Origin of the sequence: Methylophilus sp. DW102 (assembly GCF_037076555.1) — a bacterium.
GTDB classification, from domain to species: domain Bacteria; phylum Pseudomonadota; class Gammaproteobacteria; order Burkholderiales; family Methylophilaceae; genus Methylophilus; species Methylophilus glucosoxydans.
On the sequence record NZ_AP029023.1, the window covers coordinates 130,949 to 147,046 of the forward strand.

Below are 16,098 nucleotides of genomic sequence, written 5' to 3' on the forward strand. Positions count from 1 at the left end.
TATGAACGCTATTCAAGCACAAGCCGTCCAGTTCCATGCTGGCAAGTCCCAGTCTGGTGAGCCCTTGCTCAAGTTTCCCACCGATGACGGTTCACGTATTCCCTACGCCGTGTTCAGCTCACAAGCAGTGTATGAGCTGGAGCAAGAACGCATCTTCCGTGGCCCAACCTGGAGCTTTCTCGGGCTGGAAGCCGAAATCCCCAACCCCGGCGACTTTAAAAGCACGTTTGTTGGGGATACGCCGGTGGTGATGACCCGCACCAAAGAAGGTGGACTGGCTGTCTGGGTGAACCGCTGTGCGCACCGCGGCGCACAAGTCTGCCGTCAGGCGCGCGGCAATGCCAGTGAGCATACCTGTGTGTATCACCAGTGGAGTTTTGACTGTGAGGGCAATTTGCAGGGCGTGCCGTTCCGCCGTGGGCAAAAAGGCATGTCTGGCATGCCCAAAGACTTTAACCCGAAAGAGCACGGTCTCAAGCAGCTGCGGGTAGACAGCTATAAAGGCCTGGTGTTTGCCACCTTTAGCGACACGGTGGCGCCTTTGCCTGACTATATCGGTCCTGAAATGCGGCCATGGATAGACCGTATTTTCCACAAGCCGATCGAGTATTTGGGCTGCACCCGCCAATACTCCAAATCTAACTGGAAACTGTATCTGGAAAACGTCAAAGATCCGTATCACGCCAGTTTGCTGCACCTGTTTCATACCACCTTCAATATTTTCCGTGTCGGCATGAAGGCGCGTTCGATCCCGGATGCCACCCATGGTTTGCATAGCATCATCACCGCAACCAAAAACGAGGTGCAGACTGCCGAGGCGTATAAAGCGCAGGCCATCCGTTCGTTTGATGAAGGCTTTCAGCTCAAGGATGACAGCCTGCTCGGACAGATACAGGAGTATGAAGAGCTGACCACCAACCATATCCAGCCGATTTTCCCGCAGTTGGTCGTACAGCAAATCCACAATACGCTGGTGGCGCGGCAGTTGCTGGCCAAAGGCCCCCACAATTTCGAGCTGATTTTCCACTTTTTTGGCTATGTGGATGACACGCCGGAATTGCGCGCCATGCGGCTCAAACAGGCCAATCTGGTGGGCCCGGCGGGGTATATCTCGATGGAAGACACCGAGGCGACCGAGCTGGTGCAACGTGGCACCGTGCGCGATGGTGATGCCTGCTCGGTGATTGAAATGAGCAAAGACCAGCCAGACCAGCAGGATACGCTGATCACCGAAAGCCTGATCAGACGCTTCTGGGTCGGCTATCAGCAGCTCATGGGTTTTTAAGGAGGACAGTATGCAAGAATTACAAACCTGGTTTGAAGTGCAACAGTTACAGCAGGCCTATATTGCGGCGCTGGATAACGATCAATTGGAGCGCTGGCCTCAGTTTTTTACCGAGGACTGCCACTATAGCATTGTGCCCAAAGAAAATTTTGATGCGGGCTTGCCCATCGGCATGATTTATTTTGATAACCGCAATATGCTCGAAGACCGCGTGACGTCCTTGCGCCATGCCAATATTTTTGAAAGCCATACTTACCGCCACATGACCTCTGGTCTGGTGTTGCAGTCCAGCAGTGCCGATGAGGTACAGGCAGAATCCAGCTATGTGGTGGTGCAAACGCTGCAAAATGGCGAATCGCACGTCTACCAGACGGGTCGTTACATCGACCAGATTGTGCGCACCGACCAGGGCTGGCGCTTCAAGCGGCGGCAGGTGGTATATGACACCTCACGTGTACAAACCTTGCTGGCGACGCCGATATGAGTACCGTCCATTTACACCGCTGGACAGACATTGGCGCCGTCGAGGACTTTAGCGAGGAGGAGCCGGTCGCGGTTGAGGCCGGCGGCATGCAGCTGGCCATTTTCCGGCTTGAGGATCAGTTATTCGCTTTGCATGATTTGTGTACCCATGGAGTGGCGCGGCTGTCTGAAGGCTATGTGGAAGATGGCTGTGTCGAGTGTCCCTTGCATCAGGGCTTGTTTGATATCCGTACCGGGGCCGCCAAATGCGCGCCGGTGACCGAGGCCGTGCGTAGCTTCCCGCTCAGGATACATGACGGCCGCGTGCAGGTAGCGGTAGACGCGCAGGCTGCACCTGCCACCGCCAAACCTACGGCGGTGGAGGTGGTGTTGACCAGCCTGGACAAGGTGGCGCCGGATGTGGCACTGGTGCGCATGCAACTGCCAGCTGCGCACCGTTTTGCTTACCAGCCCGGTCAATATATCGATATCCTGCTCGGCGACCAGCGCCGCAGTTATTCTTTGGCCCAAGTCACGGCCAATGCGCTGGAGTTGCATATCCGTCATCTGCCTGGTGGCTTGTTTACCGATCAGCTGTTTCATCAACTCGCACCGGGCACGCCGCTGTCGATTGATGGTCCGCATGGACAATTCACGCTGCAGGCAACCCAGAAGCCCAAAATCATGGTCGCGACCGGCACCGGCTTTGCCCCGGTGAAGGCCATGCTGGAGGCGCTGATTGCTGCAGGCAACGAGGTCCCCGTCACCTTGTATTGGGGCGGCCGCACCTTGCCGGACTTGTACCAGCATAGCCAATGCCTGGATCTGGCCACCCGCTATCCCTGGTTTCAGTACGTGCCGGTATTATCGGCAGCCACAGCGACGTCCTGGCAGGGGCGGCAAGGCTATGTCACGGATGCGGTATTGCAAGACTGGCCAGACTTACAGCCATTTGAGGTCTATGCCTGCGGCTCGCCAGCCATGGTGGCCACTGCCAACCAGCGCTTTGTCGCACAAGGCCTGGCGCCCACGGCATTTTTTGCCGATGCTTTCTATTCGCAGGCCGACCGTCGACAGGCCGCATAACCACGTGTGTCGCGCTGATTAACCAGCCATTACGCTGGCAAAAAGCGCGATACGCGGTGCCATCCGCAAGGCTTCAGCACATTGCGCTGTGATGCGCCCATCACCTGACTTAAGCCATCGTGAGACTTAGCGCTAGCCATGAGGTTTGATGATGGCTACTGCTCACTGAACATCAATGCCCCGGCCCAAACCGGCGGCTGGCAGAAGGCGATTCGCCAAAGCGTTTTTTATAATCAATCGCAAACCTGCCCATGTGGTTAAAGCCCCATTGCATGGCGATTTCAGTCACTGACAGGTGTGCCGTTTTTTCCGATAACAGCATCTCGCGCACGCGGTCCAGCCGGACTTGCCGCAGGTAATCCATTGGGCTCAACCCCCGATAACGCTGAAAGCCCGCGAACAAGGTGCGTGCGCTGACCCCGGCAATCGCCGCCAGGGATTCTATGGTCATGCTGTCAGCAGTATGGGCATGAATATAGTCTTCTACCCGCTTGATGTAGAACGGCGCAATATTGGTAATCGGGGCTTTCATACACAGATTGTGGGGTTGGCCATACAGCAGGGCATTAAACAGGGTGGATTCAAACTGCTCAAATACGATGGGTTCATTTAACTGCGGATACGGGCTCTGCATGTTGTCGGCCAGCATGCTCACCAGCTTTAAAAAATATTGTCCGGCTGGCGTTTGCAGTTGCAAGTCAGGATGAAACTCCAGCGGTTTTTCCAGCTGCGGCATACCCAGATGCTGCGCACAGTGCTTGTCCAGGCGGGCGCGTTCAATGCGCAAAATGATGTCTGCACTGCCGGCTTCCCATTCAATTTCGAGTGGCAAGGTCGGTGACACCAGCGAGGCATTCTCGGGGGTAGACACAAAGCGGTGATTGCCGCAACGGATGGTGGAACTGCCATTCATCGGGATATGCACCAGAAAAAAATCATTGAGGCGGTCAGGGTCTATCACCACTTCATGCTGGTACTGCAAGCGGTTTAACGACAAGGCGCCCTGACGCACATGATGCATGCTGGCAATGCCATGCTCGCGGTGGTCGCGGATTTTCAGTCGATGCGGTTTGAAGACATTGCCTACCGCCTGTTTCACTTCATCCATGTCAGAAGAGCAAAACAGCTGATTGTCTTCATTAAATAAGCTCTGTTCGAGCTGGGCAATCAGTGACGATACCCTGTGATCAGCCCGGTTGAATTTCTCCAGTCTGGTTTGCTCCAATATAGTGCTGCCTAACACAGTCATGGTGCGCCTCTCTCTTCCCTCTGGCCTGAGGATCTGCAGTATCCGGATAGTGGCTGCACTTTTTGGATAACCTCAGCTATCTATCTGGATTAAAAAGAATTTTTTACTGTTATGTGTCTTTAAGATAGCAAGATGCATACCACCCCAACGGCGCAGGCAGACAGAAAAAAGCCAGGCGTGCATTTGCAGGCCTGGCCAGAGAAGCAGGGGGGGTAAATCAGGGTTTGAGCTGTTTTAACAGCGGAATCAGGTAGCGGCCCGTGTAGCTGGCGCTGTTTTCTGCCAGCGTTTCCGGCGTACCGACACCGACTACCACGCCTCCGCCATCGCCGCCTTCGGGGCCCATGTCGATCAGCCAGTCGGCGGTTTTGATCACGTCCAGATTATGTTCGATGATGACCACGGTATTGCCCGCGTCACGCAAACGGTGAATCACGTCCAGCAATAACTGGATATCCGCAAAGTGCAAACCGGTGGTGGGTTCATCGAGGATATACAGCGTGCGGCCGGTATCGCGTTTGCTGAGTTCCAGTGCCAGTTTGACCCGTTGTGCTTCACCGCCAGACAGTGTGGTGGCCGATTGCCCCAGCGTGATATAGCCCAGGCCCACGTCCAGCAAGGTTTTCAGTTTGCGTTCAATCACCGGCTGTGCATTAAAGAACTGGTGCGCTTGTTCCACCGTCATGGCCAGTACTTCGTGGATGTTTTTGCCCTTGAACTGGATTTCCAGCGTTTCGCGGTTATAGCGCTGGCCTTTGCAGACGTCGCAAGGGACATACACATCCGGCAAAAAGTGCATTTCCACGCGGATCACGCCATCGCCCTGGCAGGCTTCGCAACGGCCGCCCTTGACGTTAAACGAGTAGCGGCCAGGCCCATAGCCGCGCGCGCGGCTTTCCGGCACGCTGGCAAACAGGTCGCGAATCGGCGTGAACAAGCCGGTATACGTCGCCGGGTTGGAGCGCGGTGTGCGGCCAATCGGGCTTTGGTCAACATCGACCACCTTGTCAAAAAACTCCAGGCCTTCAATGCTCTGGTGCGCTGCAGGTTCGGTGCTGCTGCCATACAAGTGCGCGGCGACCACGCGGTAAAGCGTGTCGTTGATCAGCGTCGATTTGCCGCTGCCGGAAACGCCCGTGACGCAAGTCAGCAGGCCGACCGGAATCTCAATACTGACGTCTTTGAGGTTGTTCCCGCTGGCGCCATTGAGTTTGATCATGCGCTTGGGGTCTGGCTGCGTGCGAGGCAGCTTGAAGGTAATCTGTTTTTTGCCGCTGATGTATTGTCCGGTCAATGAGTTGGGGTCGGCTTCAATCTGGGCCGGGGTGCCAAACGACACAATATTGCCGCCATGCTCGCCCGCGCCGGGGCCAATGTCGACAATAAAATCTGCCAACTGAATGGCATCCTGGTCATGTTCGACCACAATCACGCTGTTACCAATGTCGCGCAGGCGCTTGAGGGTTTCCAGCAGGCGGTCATTGTCGCGCTGGTGCAAGCCGATGGAAGGCTCATCCAGCACATACATGACGCCAGTCAGGCCGCTGCCGATTTGCGAGGCCAGGCGGATACGCTGCGCTTCGCCGCCAGACAGGGTTTCTGCCGAGCGCGACAGCGACAAGTAGTCCAGACCGACATTGGTTAAAAACTTGAGGCGGCTTTCGATCTCCTTGACGATCTTGTCGGCAATCGCCAGCTTTTGCCCGCTCAGTTGCAGTGTTTCAAAGAAATTGAGCGCCTGTTTGAGCGGCACTTCGCAGATCTGGTGAATATTTCTGTCGCCAACCTTGACGTGGCGTGCCTCTTTGCGCAAACGCGTGCCGCCACAATCTGGGCAGGCAGTCGCATTGATATATTTTGCCAGCTCATCGCGCACCGCAGTCGAGTCACTCTCGCGATAACGGCGTTGCAGGTTATTGATAATGCCCTCAAAGGTATGCGACTTGCTAAAGAAGGTGCCTCGCTCATTGAGGTATTTAAAGGCGATTTGCTCGCGGCCAGAACCATACAGCAGAATTTGCTGGGTTTCTTCAGGCAGCGTCTCAAACGGCGCTTCCAGGTCAAAGTCATAATGCTGGCTCAGGCTGGCCAGCATCTGAAAGTAAAACTGGTTGCGCTTGTCCCAGCCTTTAATCGCGCCACTGGCCAGCGATAAATGTGGAAAAGCCACCACGCGTTTGGGATCAAAAAACGTGACCTGACCCAGGCCATCGCATTTTGGGCAAGCGCCCATCGGGTTGTTAAAGCTGAATAAACGCGGCTCAAGTTCGGCCAGTGAGTAGTCACACACCGGGCAAGAGAACTTGGCAGAGAACAGGTGTTCTTTTTCGCTATCCATCTCCAGCGCGACCGCTTTGCCATCTGCCAGCCGCAATGCGGTTTCAAAGGACTCAGCAATCCGTTGTTTCATGTCTTCGCGCACTTTAAGGCGGTCGACGACTACGTCTACACTATGCTTGGTGGTTTTCGCCAGTTGCGGCAGGCTATCCATTTCGTAGATCTTGCCATCAATGCGCAAGCGCACAAAACCTTGGGCCTTGAGCGTGTCAAACAGATCCAGCTGCTCGCCTTTACGGTTAGAGACTACCGGCGCCAAAATCATCAGCTTGGTGTCTTCCGGCAACTTGAGCACACTGTCCACCATCTGGCTCACGGTTTGTGCTTCAAGCTTGATGCCATGCTCTGGGCACTCCGGGTCTCCGGCACGTGCATACAGCAAACGCAGATAGTCGTGGATTTCAGTGACGGTGCCGACCGTAGAACGCGGGTTGTGTGAGGTCGATTTTTGTTCGATGGAGATGGCCGGTGACAAGCCTTCAATCAGGTCCACATCCGGTTTGTCCATGCGCGCCAAAAACTGGCGGGCATACGCAGATAAACTTTCGACGTAGCGGCGCTGTCCTTCTGCATACAAGGTATCAAAAGCAAGCGAAGACTTTCCTGAGCCTGACAGGCCGGTGACCACAACCAGTTGGTTGCGCGGAATATCCAGATTGATGTTCTTGAGGTTATGGGTGCGCGCCCCGCGAATTTTGATAAATTCCATGATACTTTCACGAACAGACAGCCAACCTGATAATATACGCAATTATTTGAAATTAAGCCAAGTTTTCTTAAAGCATTCATGCAGTTCTCCGAAAAAATGACCCAGCTGGAAACCCGTGCCACTGCGGCATTGGCCTCCATCTACGGGCTACGTATGTTGGGCATGTTTTTAATTCTGCCTATTTTTGCCATTTATGCCGAAACCCTGCGCGGCGGCAATAACCATACCCTGATTGGTCTCGCCCTGGGCGCCTATGGCTTCATGCAAGTCATTTTCCAGTTGCCGTTTGGCATGGCGTCTGACCGTTTCGGCCGTAAAAAGCTGATTTATCTGGGCTTGATCATGTTTGCGCTGGGCAGTGTCTGCGCCGCAATGGCCCAGGATATTTACATGGTGATTGTCGGGCGGGCGATTCAGGGGGCGGGTGCCATTTCTGCCGTGGTCACTGCGCTGGTGGCCGATTCCACCCGCGAAGAGCACCGTACCCAAGCCATGGCTATGATAGGCGCAACGATAGGCGTGACCTTTGCCGTGTCACTGGTGGCGGGCCCCATCCTTAACCAATGGATAGGCGTGCCAGGCATTTTCTGGCTCACCGCTGTGCTGGCCATTCTCGCCATCGGCGTGGTCAAGTTTGCCGTGCCAGAGCCCTTGCATGCGCACTTTCACTCCGATGCCCAAGCGGTGCCCGCCAAAATCGGCGAGGTATTACGCGATAGGCAATTGCTGCGCTTGAACTTTGGCACGTTTTGCTTACATGGGGCGCAAATGGCCATGTTTATGGTGGTGCCGTTTGCCATCAAGCACAGCACCGGCATGAATGAAAATTCTCACTGGAAAATTTATTTACCAGTGCTGCTGATTTCATTCATCTTAATGGTGCCCGCCATTATTTATGCCGAGAAAAAAGCCAAGCTTAAACCGGTATTTATTAGCGCCGTAGGCCTCATGCTGTTCACGCAAATCGCCTTCATGTTCAGCCTCAACAGCCTGTGGGGCATTGTCGCCACCCTGTTCTCCTATTTTGTAGCGTTTAATATCCTTGAGGCCTCGCTGCCTTCACTCATCTCAAAAATGGCGCCGGTTGCCGCCAAAGGTACCGCCATGGGCGTGCACAACACCGCGCAGTCCTTTGGCATGTTTTTAGGCGCCGCGCTTGGTGGCTGGCTCTCGCACACCTATGGCAGCAGCACGGTGTTTGTCTTCTGCGCTGTGCTCATGCTGATCTGGTTTGGCCTCGCGCTCGGCATGCAGGCACCGCCCAGCGTCAAAACCAAAATGTTCCATTTGCAAGCAGGGTATAATGACGCGCAGGCCGCCAAACTGGTGCAAGATATCCGCGCGATGGAAGGCGTCTATGAAGTCGTCGCCATTCCCTCAGAAACCATGCTCATGGTAAAGTTGGAAAATCAGCGCAGCAAAGCATTTCAAGCGGCATTGTCGCAAGCAATCATGAATCGAATAGGGGAGTCGTAACACCATGGCATCAGTCAACAAAGTGATTTTGATGGGCAATCTCGGGCGCGATCCTGAAGTGCGCTACATGCCAAACGGTGAGGCAGTGGCTAACTTCAGTATTGCCACCACCGAAAACTGGAAAGACAAATCCGGCGTACGCCAGGAAAAAACCGAATGGCACAACATCGTCATGTACCGCCGTTTGGCCGAAATCGCCGGCGAATACCTAAAAAAAGGCCGCCCAGTCTACATCGAGGGCCGTCTGCAAACCCGTAAATGGGAAAAAGATGGCGTCACCCGCTACAGCACCGAAATCGTCGCCGACCAGATGCAAATGCTAGGCACTGGCCGTGAAGGCGGCAGCGCCTCCTATGACGGCGGTGAGATGGATCAAGGCGGCGGCATGGACGACTACAACCAGGCCCCACCACGCCAGCAGCAACCTGCGATGGGCAGCAGTAACGCCGCTGGCGGCGCAAACCGCAATGCCTTCCAGCCTGCTAGCAAACCAGCTGGCAATTTTGACGATTTTGATGATGATATTCCGTTCTGATCGACACAATAATAAATGTTGTTGATTTAAATTAGATAAGGCCCTGTTTTTACAGGGCCTTTTTCTATAGCTAAGAATATTCCAGAAGGGCAAAAGAATCTTGAAGAATCATTGGTGTTGCATGAGCACCGTTGACTCTTTATTCCAGTCTGTAGAATGCCAAACTTAAGCAGTGTTGGAGCCTAATAGGCAATTTACAGCAAAAGGTAAAATTGTTTTAGGCAAGAATTTCATAAATTTATACTTGATTCGGGGTTTAAATTAATTCACTCTTGAGTTATTCGTGAATTAATTTATTTCAATGAATAATCGTATTTGATAATAAAAATCACAAGTAGTCGTACGTTTTCAAGGAAGGAGCCATAGATGGCAACCCTGAATATTAATGGCACCACCCACCAAGTGGATGCACCCGCTGATATGCCTCTTCTTTGGGTGATCAGAGACATCATCGGCTTGACCGGAACCAAGTTCGGATGTGGCATCGCGCAGTGCGGCGCGTGTACAGTTCATGTGGATGGTCAGGCAACGCGTTCCTGCGTATTGCCCATTTCGGCTGTTGGCGGCAAGAAGATTACGACCATAGAAGCGATTGGGGAAACCTCCGCAGGTCAGGCTGTGCAAAAGGCCTGGCTAGATCTGGAAGTGATGCAGTGTGGTTATTGCCAGTCGGGCCAGATCATGTCTGCTTGCGCGCTGCTTGACCAGCACCCTGACCCGAATGACGCGCAAATTGATGCCGCCATGGCCGGCAATATTTGCCGCTGCGGCACTTATCCACGTATACGCGCCGCTATCAAGGTGGCTGCTAAGGAAGGGGTCTAGTTATGTCACAAGGGCTTATCCAGGGCTTGGCCGACAAATATACGGTTTCCAATCCTCCGCGACGTGATTTTCTTAAAATTGCCGCGACGGTAAGTGCGACGACTGCTGGCGGGATGCTGCTGAGTATCAGTTTGCCTGCATTGAGCCAAAGCAAGCAAACCCAACCGTACAGCGAGCTGGAAACCGGTAAGGATGTGCTCGCCCCGAATGGATTCATCAAAATTGATACCAAGGGTGAGGTCACCATGATCATGCCCAAGGTGGAAATGGGGCAGGGGGTTTATACGTCTATTCCCATGTTGTTAGCAGAAGAGTTGGAGGTTGACCTCCCCTCTGTGAAACTGGAACATGCCCCCCCGAATGAAAAGCTGTATGCCGATGCGCTGCTCGGGGCTCAGGTGACGGGCGGTTCAACTTCCATCCGTGCCTTGTGGGAGCCCATGCGCCAGGCTGGTGCAGTGTGTCGATCATTGCTGATTGCTGCGGCTGCACAGCAATGGAAAGTGGCCGAATCTGCCTGTTATGCAAAATCTGGTGTGGTTTACCACGATGCTTCTGGACGAACACTGCGTTATGGGGAATTAGTCAAAGTGGCCAGCACCTTGCCTGTACCCAAGCAAGTCGCTCTCAAAGACCCTAAAGACTTTAAACTCATTGGCACTGCTGCCAAGCGATTAGATACGCCTGATAAAGTAAATGGCCAGGCGAAGTTTGGTATTGATGCACACCCTGACAATGTGAAGTTTGCAGTGATCGCTACCAGTCCTGTGTTCGGCGGGACGCTGGCCAGTGTAGATGATAGCCGCGCCTTGAAAATGCCCGGTGTGCTGCAAGTGGTCAAAGTGGATAATGCGGTTGCCGTGATAGCCACGAATACTTGGGCCGCCAAGCGCGGCTTGGGCGCATTGGATATTCAATGGAATGAAGGGAAAAGCACTGCGGTAAAAACCAGTGATTTGGTGAATGATCTGCGTGAGGCATCCAAGAAACCGGGCGCCGTGGCTAAAAAGCAAGGCAATGCCACCAGCGCCTACAAAAAAGCGGATAAAACGCTGACTGTGGAGTATGAGCAACCCTTTTTAGCACATGCAACGATGGAGCCCATGAATTGCACTGTGGAGGTAAGCGCTTCTGGCTGCGATCTTTGGGTAGGGACTCAAATTCCGACGTTTGCCCAAGGCATGGCCGCCAAAACGCTCAACATTCCGGTTGAAAAAGTCAGGTTGCATAATTTCCTCATCGGCGGTGGTTTCGGCAGACGACTAGAGTTTGATGGGGTCGTGCAGGCGGTCAAAATTGCCAAGCAGGTAAAGGGGCCGGTCAAGGTCATTTGGACGCGGGAAGAGGATATTCAACATGACATGTTCCGCCCCTATTACTTTGATCGTATCTCAGCAGGATTGGATGCTAACGGCAAGCCGGTCGCGTGGTCACACCGTATCGTTGGCTCCTCCATCATGGCCCGCTTTGCGCCCCCGTTAGTCAAAAACGGGGTAGACCCGGATGCAGTGGAAGTGTCGGCAGAGCCGCCATATGATTTGCCTAATCTGTATGTGGATTACGTCAGGGTAGAGCCGCGGGATGTACCCACCGCGTTTTGGCGGGGGGTTGGGCCCACACGCGGTACTTTTGTCGTCGAGAGTTTTATCGATGAACTGGCGCATTTGGCGAAAGTGGATCCGGTGAAATACCGTTTGGATCTGCTCGGTAAAACGCCTAGATTGAAAAATGCCTTGCAACTCGCGGTGAGCAAGAGTGATTGGGGCAAGCCATTAGCAAAAGGCCAAGGTCGCGGCGTCTCTGTGATGCATGCTTTTGGCAGTTTCTTGGCCATGGTGGTTGATGTCACCGTGAATGATCAGGGAGAGGTTAAAGTCGACCGCGTCGTCTCTGCTGTCGATTGTGGCATGACCGTGAATCCAGATACCGTGATTGCGCAAATTCAAGGGGGCGTTATTTTTGGCCTGACGGCTGTGCTATACAACGAAATCACCATTGAGCATGGGCGTGTACAGCAAACTAACTTTAATGATTACCGTATGCTGCGTATTAATGAAGCGCCCGCTATTGACGTCCACCTGATTAAAAGCGCTGAGGCGCCGGGGGGGATTGGTGAGCCTGGTACTGCAGCGATTGGCGCTGCTTTGGCAAATGCCGTGTTCTCAGCGACTGGCAAACGTATTCGCAAGCTACCTATCGGGCATCAACTAAAAGCATAAGGAGTCACCATGAACATGGCCTCAGGTTTGATGAAAATAGGTTTCGCAGCCTTTACCTTTACATTTTCGTTGAGTGTGTTTGCCGTCAATCCGGCAGAGATCAAAAAAGGAGAGTATCTTGCGCGGGTAGGCGATTGCGTCTCTTGTCACACCGCACCCCATGGCAAAGCCTTTGCCGGCGGGCTGCCCATGCTGACGCCAGTGGGCGCGATTTATACGACGAACATTACGCCTGATGCTGAGACAGGTATCGGCAAATATACCGAGTCCGACTTTGCCAAAGCACTACGGCGAGGGGTGGCAAAAGATGGGCATCATCTTTATCCGGCCATGCCATATCCTTCTTATGCCAAAGTCAGTGATGCCGACATTCACGCCCTCTATGTGTATTTCATGCAAGGCGTGAAACCGGTGCGCCAAGCAAACCGGGCGAATGAGATTCCTTGGCCATTGAATTACAGGTTCCCTTTGGCCATCTGGAATAGCCTGTTTTTAGATAAGCATGGTTACCAAGCGGATGCCTCAAAAGATGCCAGCTGGAATCGTGGCGCTTATTTGGTTCAGGGGCTGGGGCATTGTGGTGCTTGCCATACGCCACGTGGCTTTGCCTATCAGGAAAAAGGGCTGACGCATGCATCGGATCAATTTTTAAGCGGAGAAACCCTGGAAGGATGGTCTGCCACCAACTTACGTGGGGACCATAATACCGGGTTAGGCAGATGGTCTGAGGCGGATATTCTTGTGTATCTGAAATCAGGCGCCAATCAGCATAGCTCCGCTTTTGGCACCATGACTACGGTCATTAATAACAGTACTGAAGGCATGACTATCCAGGATTTAACGGGCATCGCTAGCTACTTGAAAACAATCAAAGGGACAAACGATAAAGGTCAAACGACGTATAAATACAATGCTGGTGCGACATTGGCGCAATTCAAATCATTGACAACCTATCCTGGCGCCCGGCTTTATCAGCAATATTGTGCAGCTTGTCATGGACAAGAGGGTAAAGGCGTTGCCCCTTATTTATCACCGCTTGCGGGCAACCCGGCTGTGATGGATCCAGACCCCTCATCACTCATTAATGTCATTTTGAATGGCTCGCCTCAGCTAAAACCGCAAGGGGTGGCGGCACCCTTCAATATGCCAAAGTTCAGACATACCTTGAATGATACTGAGGTGGCGCAGTTAGTAAGTTTTATACAATCCGCCTGGAATCATCCTCTTGAACCGACGAGTGTGAAGGCTGTTGCAAACATTCGAAAACTGCCCCCGCTGGCACATGAGTGACAGTGAAATCTATCCATCGGTAGATTGCCAATCGAACCTTTTGCCAGAGATAAAATGCATGATTGTTGCTGAGAAAAATGTGTGTGCGGTTTTTTAATGATAAACATACAGTATTGCATGTCGAGAGGATTGACAACCGTTACAAAGTTTGATGAACTTGTCACCTATTGTTAAGTACCATTATAAAAGGCAAACCTGCTGAAAAGCAGGGACGCAAAGCTTCCGGTCTAAAAGCAGTTGCTGATGACAGCGGGGCTACCATTTACCGCAAGGGTTAATGTATCAAGTTCTTTCAAGTAGTGTGTTGTGTGGGCTGGGCTTATGCCGTCTCGGCAAAGCCTGCGTGCTGTTTCGCCCATTGAGGGTATCCGCCGCTGAGGGCTTTATGATCGACCACTTACTAAAGAGAAATGACTTGCTTGCACTGCGCTGTCGCAGTCGTTTGTGGTGGATTGGCAATGGTCAATTGGATGACAGGCGCGCCTAATGCCACACTTTAAAAACACTCCTCTACAACTGAGACTGGTTGCCAAACTTTTTAAAGGCGAGCTTTTTCAGTTTGCCCAAGACCCGCATCAACTGCGGGTGAAACTGTTACTGGCGATTGCTGCCTGTGCCTCCATCATTCTGGGCGGTGCTTGGAGTGTTTACTATTTATGGCAGGCCAAATGGCTGTTAATGGCCTTTAACTTTTCCCTGGTGATATTGAGCATGCTTGTGGTGACCATGATCAATGCGGGCCGGGATCGCCTGGCGGCCATTTTTATGGCGCATGGCTTGGCGCTGATTATTTCTGTGATTTCTGTGTTTGATGTGCCTCTGCACGGGGTGGTCCGCTCGGTGCATATGTACTATCTGCCGATTGCCGCAGGATCATCGCTGGTGTTCCGTAAAGAAGGCATTTATCTGCGCGTGATTTTTCCGTTGCTCATGCTGTTGGGATGTTTGATTTTTGGTTCGTCCGACATTGGCATTACCCAGGCATCTATGATTGCGAATCCTGAAATTCGGGCGGTTGGGTCATGGATGAATAATCTGGCCGCCTTAGGCGTTTTAGGGATTGCCTTGATTGTGATGCAGTCTGATATTACCTTGCGTAGCGGGCTTTACGCAGATATGCGCGAAGCGCTCGCCAAAGGGCATTTCTGTTTGCATTACCAGCCGCAGGTCGATGCCCAGGGTCATATTTTTGGCGCTGAAGCGTTGCTACGCTGGCAGCATCCTGAACGGGGCTTGATCCCGCCTGGTGTTTTCATCACTGCCGCGGAAGAAACCGGCCTGATTTTGCCGATTGGTAATTGGGTATTAAAAGAAGCCTGTGCGCAGTTGGTGAAATGGTCTGATCATCCGCATTTGTCCCACTTGAGTGTTGCGGTGAATGTGAGCACTTCGCAGCTGCGCCAGCCCGATTTTGTGCAAGAGGTGCAGGAGATTGTAACGCGCAGCGGCGCCAATCCCGGCCAGATTAAACTGGAGCTCACAGAGAGCATGCTGGCAAACGAAGTAGACGATACTATCCAGAAAATGCGCGCATTGCAGGCATTTGGCATGAGTTGGTCGCTGGATGATTTTGGCACCGGATACTCTTCATTAAACTACTTGAAGCACCTGCCATTTGAGCAATTAAAAATTGATCAATCCTTTGTGCGCGACTTGCTGAATAATGAAAGCGACCAGGCGATTGTCGATACGCTGGTGAATCTGGGTAAGCATCTCAAAATGACCCTGATTGCTGAGGGGGTGGAAACGATAGAGCAGCTTGAATACCTGCATAGCAAGGGCTGTATGAAATACCAGGGGTATTTTTTTAGCAAACCTTTAACTGTGCAGGCCTTTGAACAATTGCCTTCGCCGCTGCTTTCGCCAGTTGCGCATTCAACCTCGGGCCTGTTCTGACAAGCATATTCCCAACCCTTGCCTGGCGGTGACTGTAAAAAGGAAAATCTCCCAAGACCCACGCAACTGCGGCTGATTACACTGTGACCTTTGATTGGCGGTGAAAGGGCGGGCATGTTGGTGAATTCTGCAGTCTTCAGGGGGTGTGCTTGTTTCAGGGTTTGCGTATGGGTGATCGGCCTGTGGGCAATGCTGTCTCTGCCACAGGCGGAAGCGCGCACCGTAAAAAAAGCGGTACCCTCTTCGGCGCAGCGCGCAGAGATCAGCCCCAAGCAAGCCATGAGTGAGCATACCGATGACTTGCGGGCATTGATGTTGCAGCTCTATACCGAACATCCAGAGGAATTGGCGAAAAGCACGCAGGTTGGGCCGCGCGAAATGACGGAATGGGTATTTGAAGGCAAGGCCAATTGGAAGTTTGAAGCGATCCGCCGTTTGCAGGGCATGGCCGCGATAGACTTGGCATTCGACGAAGCGTTTGGCGGTGACCGTATTCTGGCTTTGGTGGTGGGGATAGAAACCTTGCTGTTTGAAGGCTATGGCAGCCAAAATGAGTTTGAAATCCCGCCACAACGCGATCCCCAAAAACTGCAGCAGTTGCAGCAACAGCTTAAGGATTTGCAGGCACGCCTGCAGCGTGCACCGCTGCCGTCTTTGCTAGAACAACCCGCCGTGCGCCAGCCCATCGAGGCCACACTCAAGCAGCTGTTGCAACGCTTGAGCGTCTAG

At 52.9% G+C, this 16,098-nt stretch carries 12 protein-coding genes and 1 riboswitch; of the genes, 10 read left to right on the forward strand and 2 right to left on the reverse strand.

Translation table 11 applies throughout. The features are described 5' to 3' along the window. Nucleotide 1 precedes the first annotated feature (1 nt). From andAc to andAb, 3 genes are read left to right on the forward strand one after another with little or no spacing between them, the layout of a single operon-like run. Entirely contained in the window at nucleotides 2-1,285 is a 1,284-nt protein-coding gene (andAc, locus tag AACH41_RS00600; protein ID WP_338656056.1) for an anthranilate 1,2-dioxygenase large subunit AndAc, read from the forward strand. A gap of 10 nt (nucleotides 1,286-1,295) precedes the next feature. After that, the gene (andAd, locus tag AACH41_RS00605; RefSeq protein ID WP_338656058.1) at nucleotides 1,296-1,769 is read left to right on the forward strand and encodes an anthranilate 1,2-dioxygenase small subunit AndAd; all 474 of its coding nucleotides are present in this window, start codon (nucleotides 1,296-1,298) and stop codon (nucleotides 1,767-1,769) included. Next, on the forward strand, nucleotides 1,766-2,833 hold the full coding sequence (andAb, locus tag AACH41_RS00610; protein WP_338656059.1) for an anthranilate 1,2-dioxygenase ferredoxin subunit AndAb: 1,068 nt from the start codon (nucleotides 1,766-1,768) through the stop codon (nucleotides 2,831-2,833). Before andAd ends, andAb begins: the two co-directional genes overlap by 4 nt. A 172-nt stretch (nucleotides 2,834-3,005) precedes the next feature. Here the strand turns inward: andAb and AACH41_RS00615 are convergent, their stop codons facing one another. Both AACH41_RS00615 and uvrA read right to left on the reverse strand, forming a co-directional pair. Next, the gene (locus AACH41_RS00615; protein ID WP_338656061.1) at nucleotides 3,006-4,082 is read right to left on the reverse strand and encodes an AraC family transcriptional regulator; all 1,077 of its coding nucleotides are present in this window, start codon (nucleotides 4,080-4,082) and stop codon (nucleotides 3,006-3,008) included. Between the two features lie 217 nt (nucleotides 4,083-4,299). Further along, nucleotides 4,300-7,128 (reverse strand): excinuclease ABC subunit UvrA, encoded by a 2,829-nt coding sequence (gene uvrA, locus AACH41_RS00620; RefSeq protein WP_338656062.1) that lies wholly within the window; start codon nucleotides 7,126-7,128, stop codon nucleotides 4,300-4,302. 78 nt (nucleotides 7,129-7,206) lie between these two features. On the opposite strand from uvrA, the gene AACH41_RS00625 reads away from it, so the two are divergent. The 7 genes from AACH41_RS00625 to AACH41_RS00655 all read left to right on the forward strand — a co-directional run bounded on the left by AACH41_RS00625 (nucleotide 7,207) and on the right by AACH41_RS00655 (nucleotide 16,098). Further along, entirely contained in the window at nucleotides 7,207-8,604 is a 1,398-nt protein-coding gene (locus AACH41_RS00625; RefSeq protein ID WP_338656063.1) for an MFS transporter, read from the forward strand. Nucleotides 8,605-8,608: 4 nt separating this feature from the next. Continuing rightward, nucleotides 8,609-9,139 carry a single-stranded DNA-binding protein gene (ssb, locus tag AACH41_RS00630; protein WP_338656065.1) on the forward strand — a complete coding sequence of 177 codons (531 nt, stop codon included), beginning with the start codon at nucleotides 8,609-8,611 and terminating at the stop codon, nucleotides 9,137-9,139. Nucleotides 9,140-9,505: 366 nt separating this feature from the next. Then, a complete protein-coding gene (locus AACH41_RS00635; RefSeq protein WP_338656067.1) occupies nucleotides 9,506-9,964 on the forward strand; it encodes a (2Fe-2S)-binding protein in 459 nt (152 codons plus the stop codon). Between the two features lie 2 nt (nucleotides 9,965-9,966). Continuing rightward, a complete protein-coding gene (locus AACH41_RS00640) occupies nucleotides 9,967-12,183 on the forward strand; it encodes a xanthine dehydrogenase family protein molybdopterin-binding subunit (protein ID WP_338656069.1) in 2,217 nt (738 codons plus the stop codon). A 9-nt stretch (nucleotides 12,184-12,192) separates the two neighbouring features. Further along, nucleotides 12,193-13,473 (forward strand): cytochrome c, encoded by a 1,281-nt coding sequence (locus AACH41_RS00645; RefSeq protein ID WP_338656072.1) that lies wholly within the window; start codon nucleotides 12,193-12,195, stop codon nucleotides 13,471-13,473. Between the two features lie 178 nt (nucleotides 13,474-13,651). After that, nucleotides 13,652-13,736: riboswitch (cyclic di-GMP riboswitch) on the forward strand. A 223-nt stretch (nucleotides 13,737-13,959) separates the two neighbouring features. After that, complete coding sequence (locus AACH41_RS00650; RefSeq protein WP_338656073.1) at nucleotides 13,960-15,369, forward strand: EAL domain-containing protein; 1,410 nt, start codon at nucleotides 13,960-13,962, stop codon at nucleotides 15,367-15,369. Nucleotides 15,370-15,483: 114 nt separating this feature from the next. Next, nucleotides 15,484-16,098 carry a hypothetical protein gene (locus AACH41_RS00655; RefSeq protein ID WP_338656074.1) on the forward strand — a complete coding sequence of 205 codons (615 nt, stop codon included), beginning with the start codon at nucleotides 15,484-15,486 and terminating at the stop codon, nucleotides 16,096-16,098.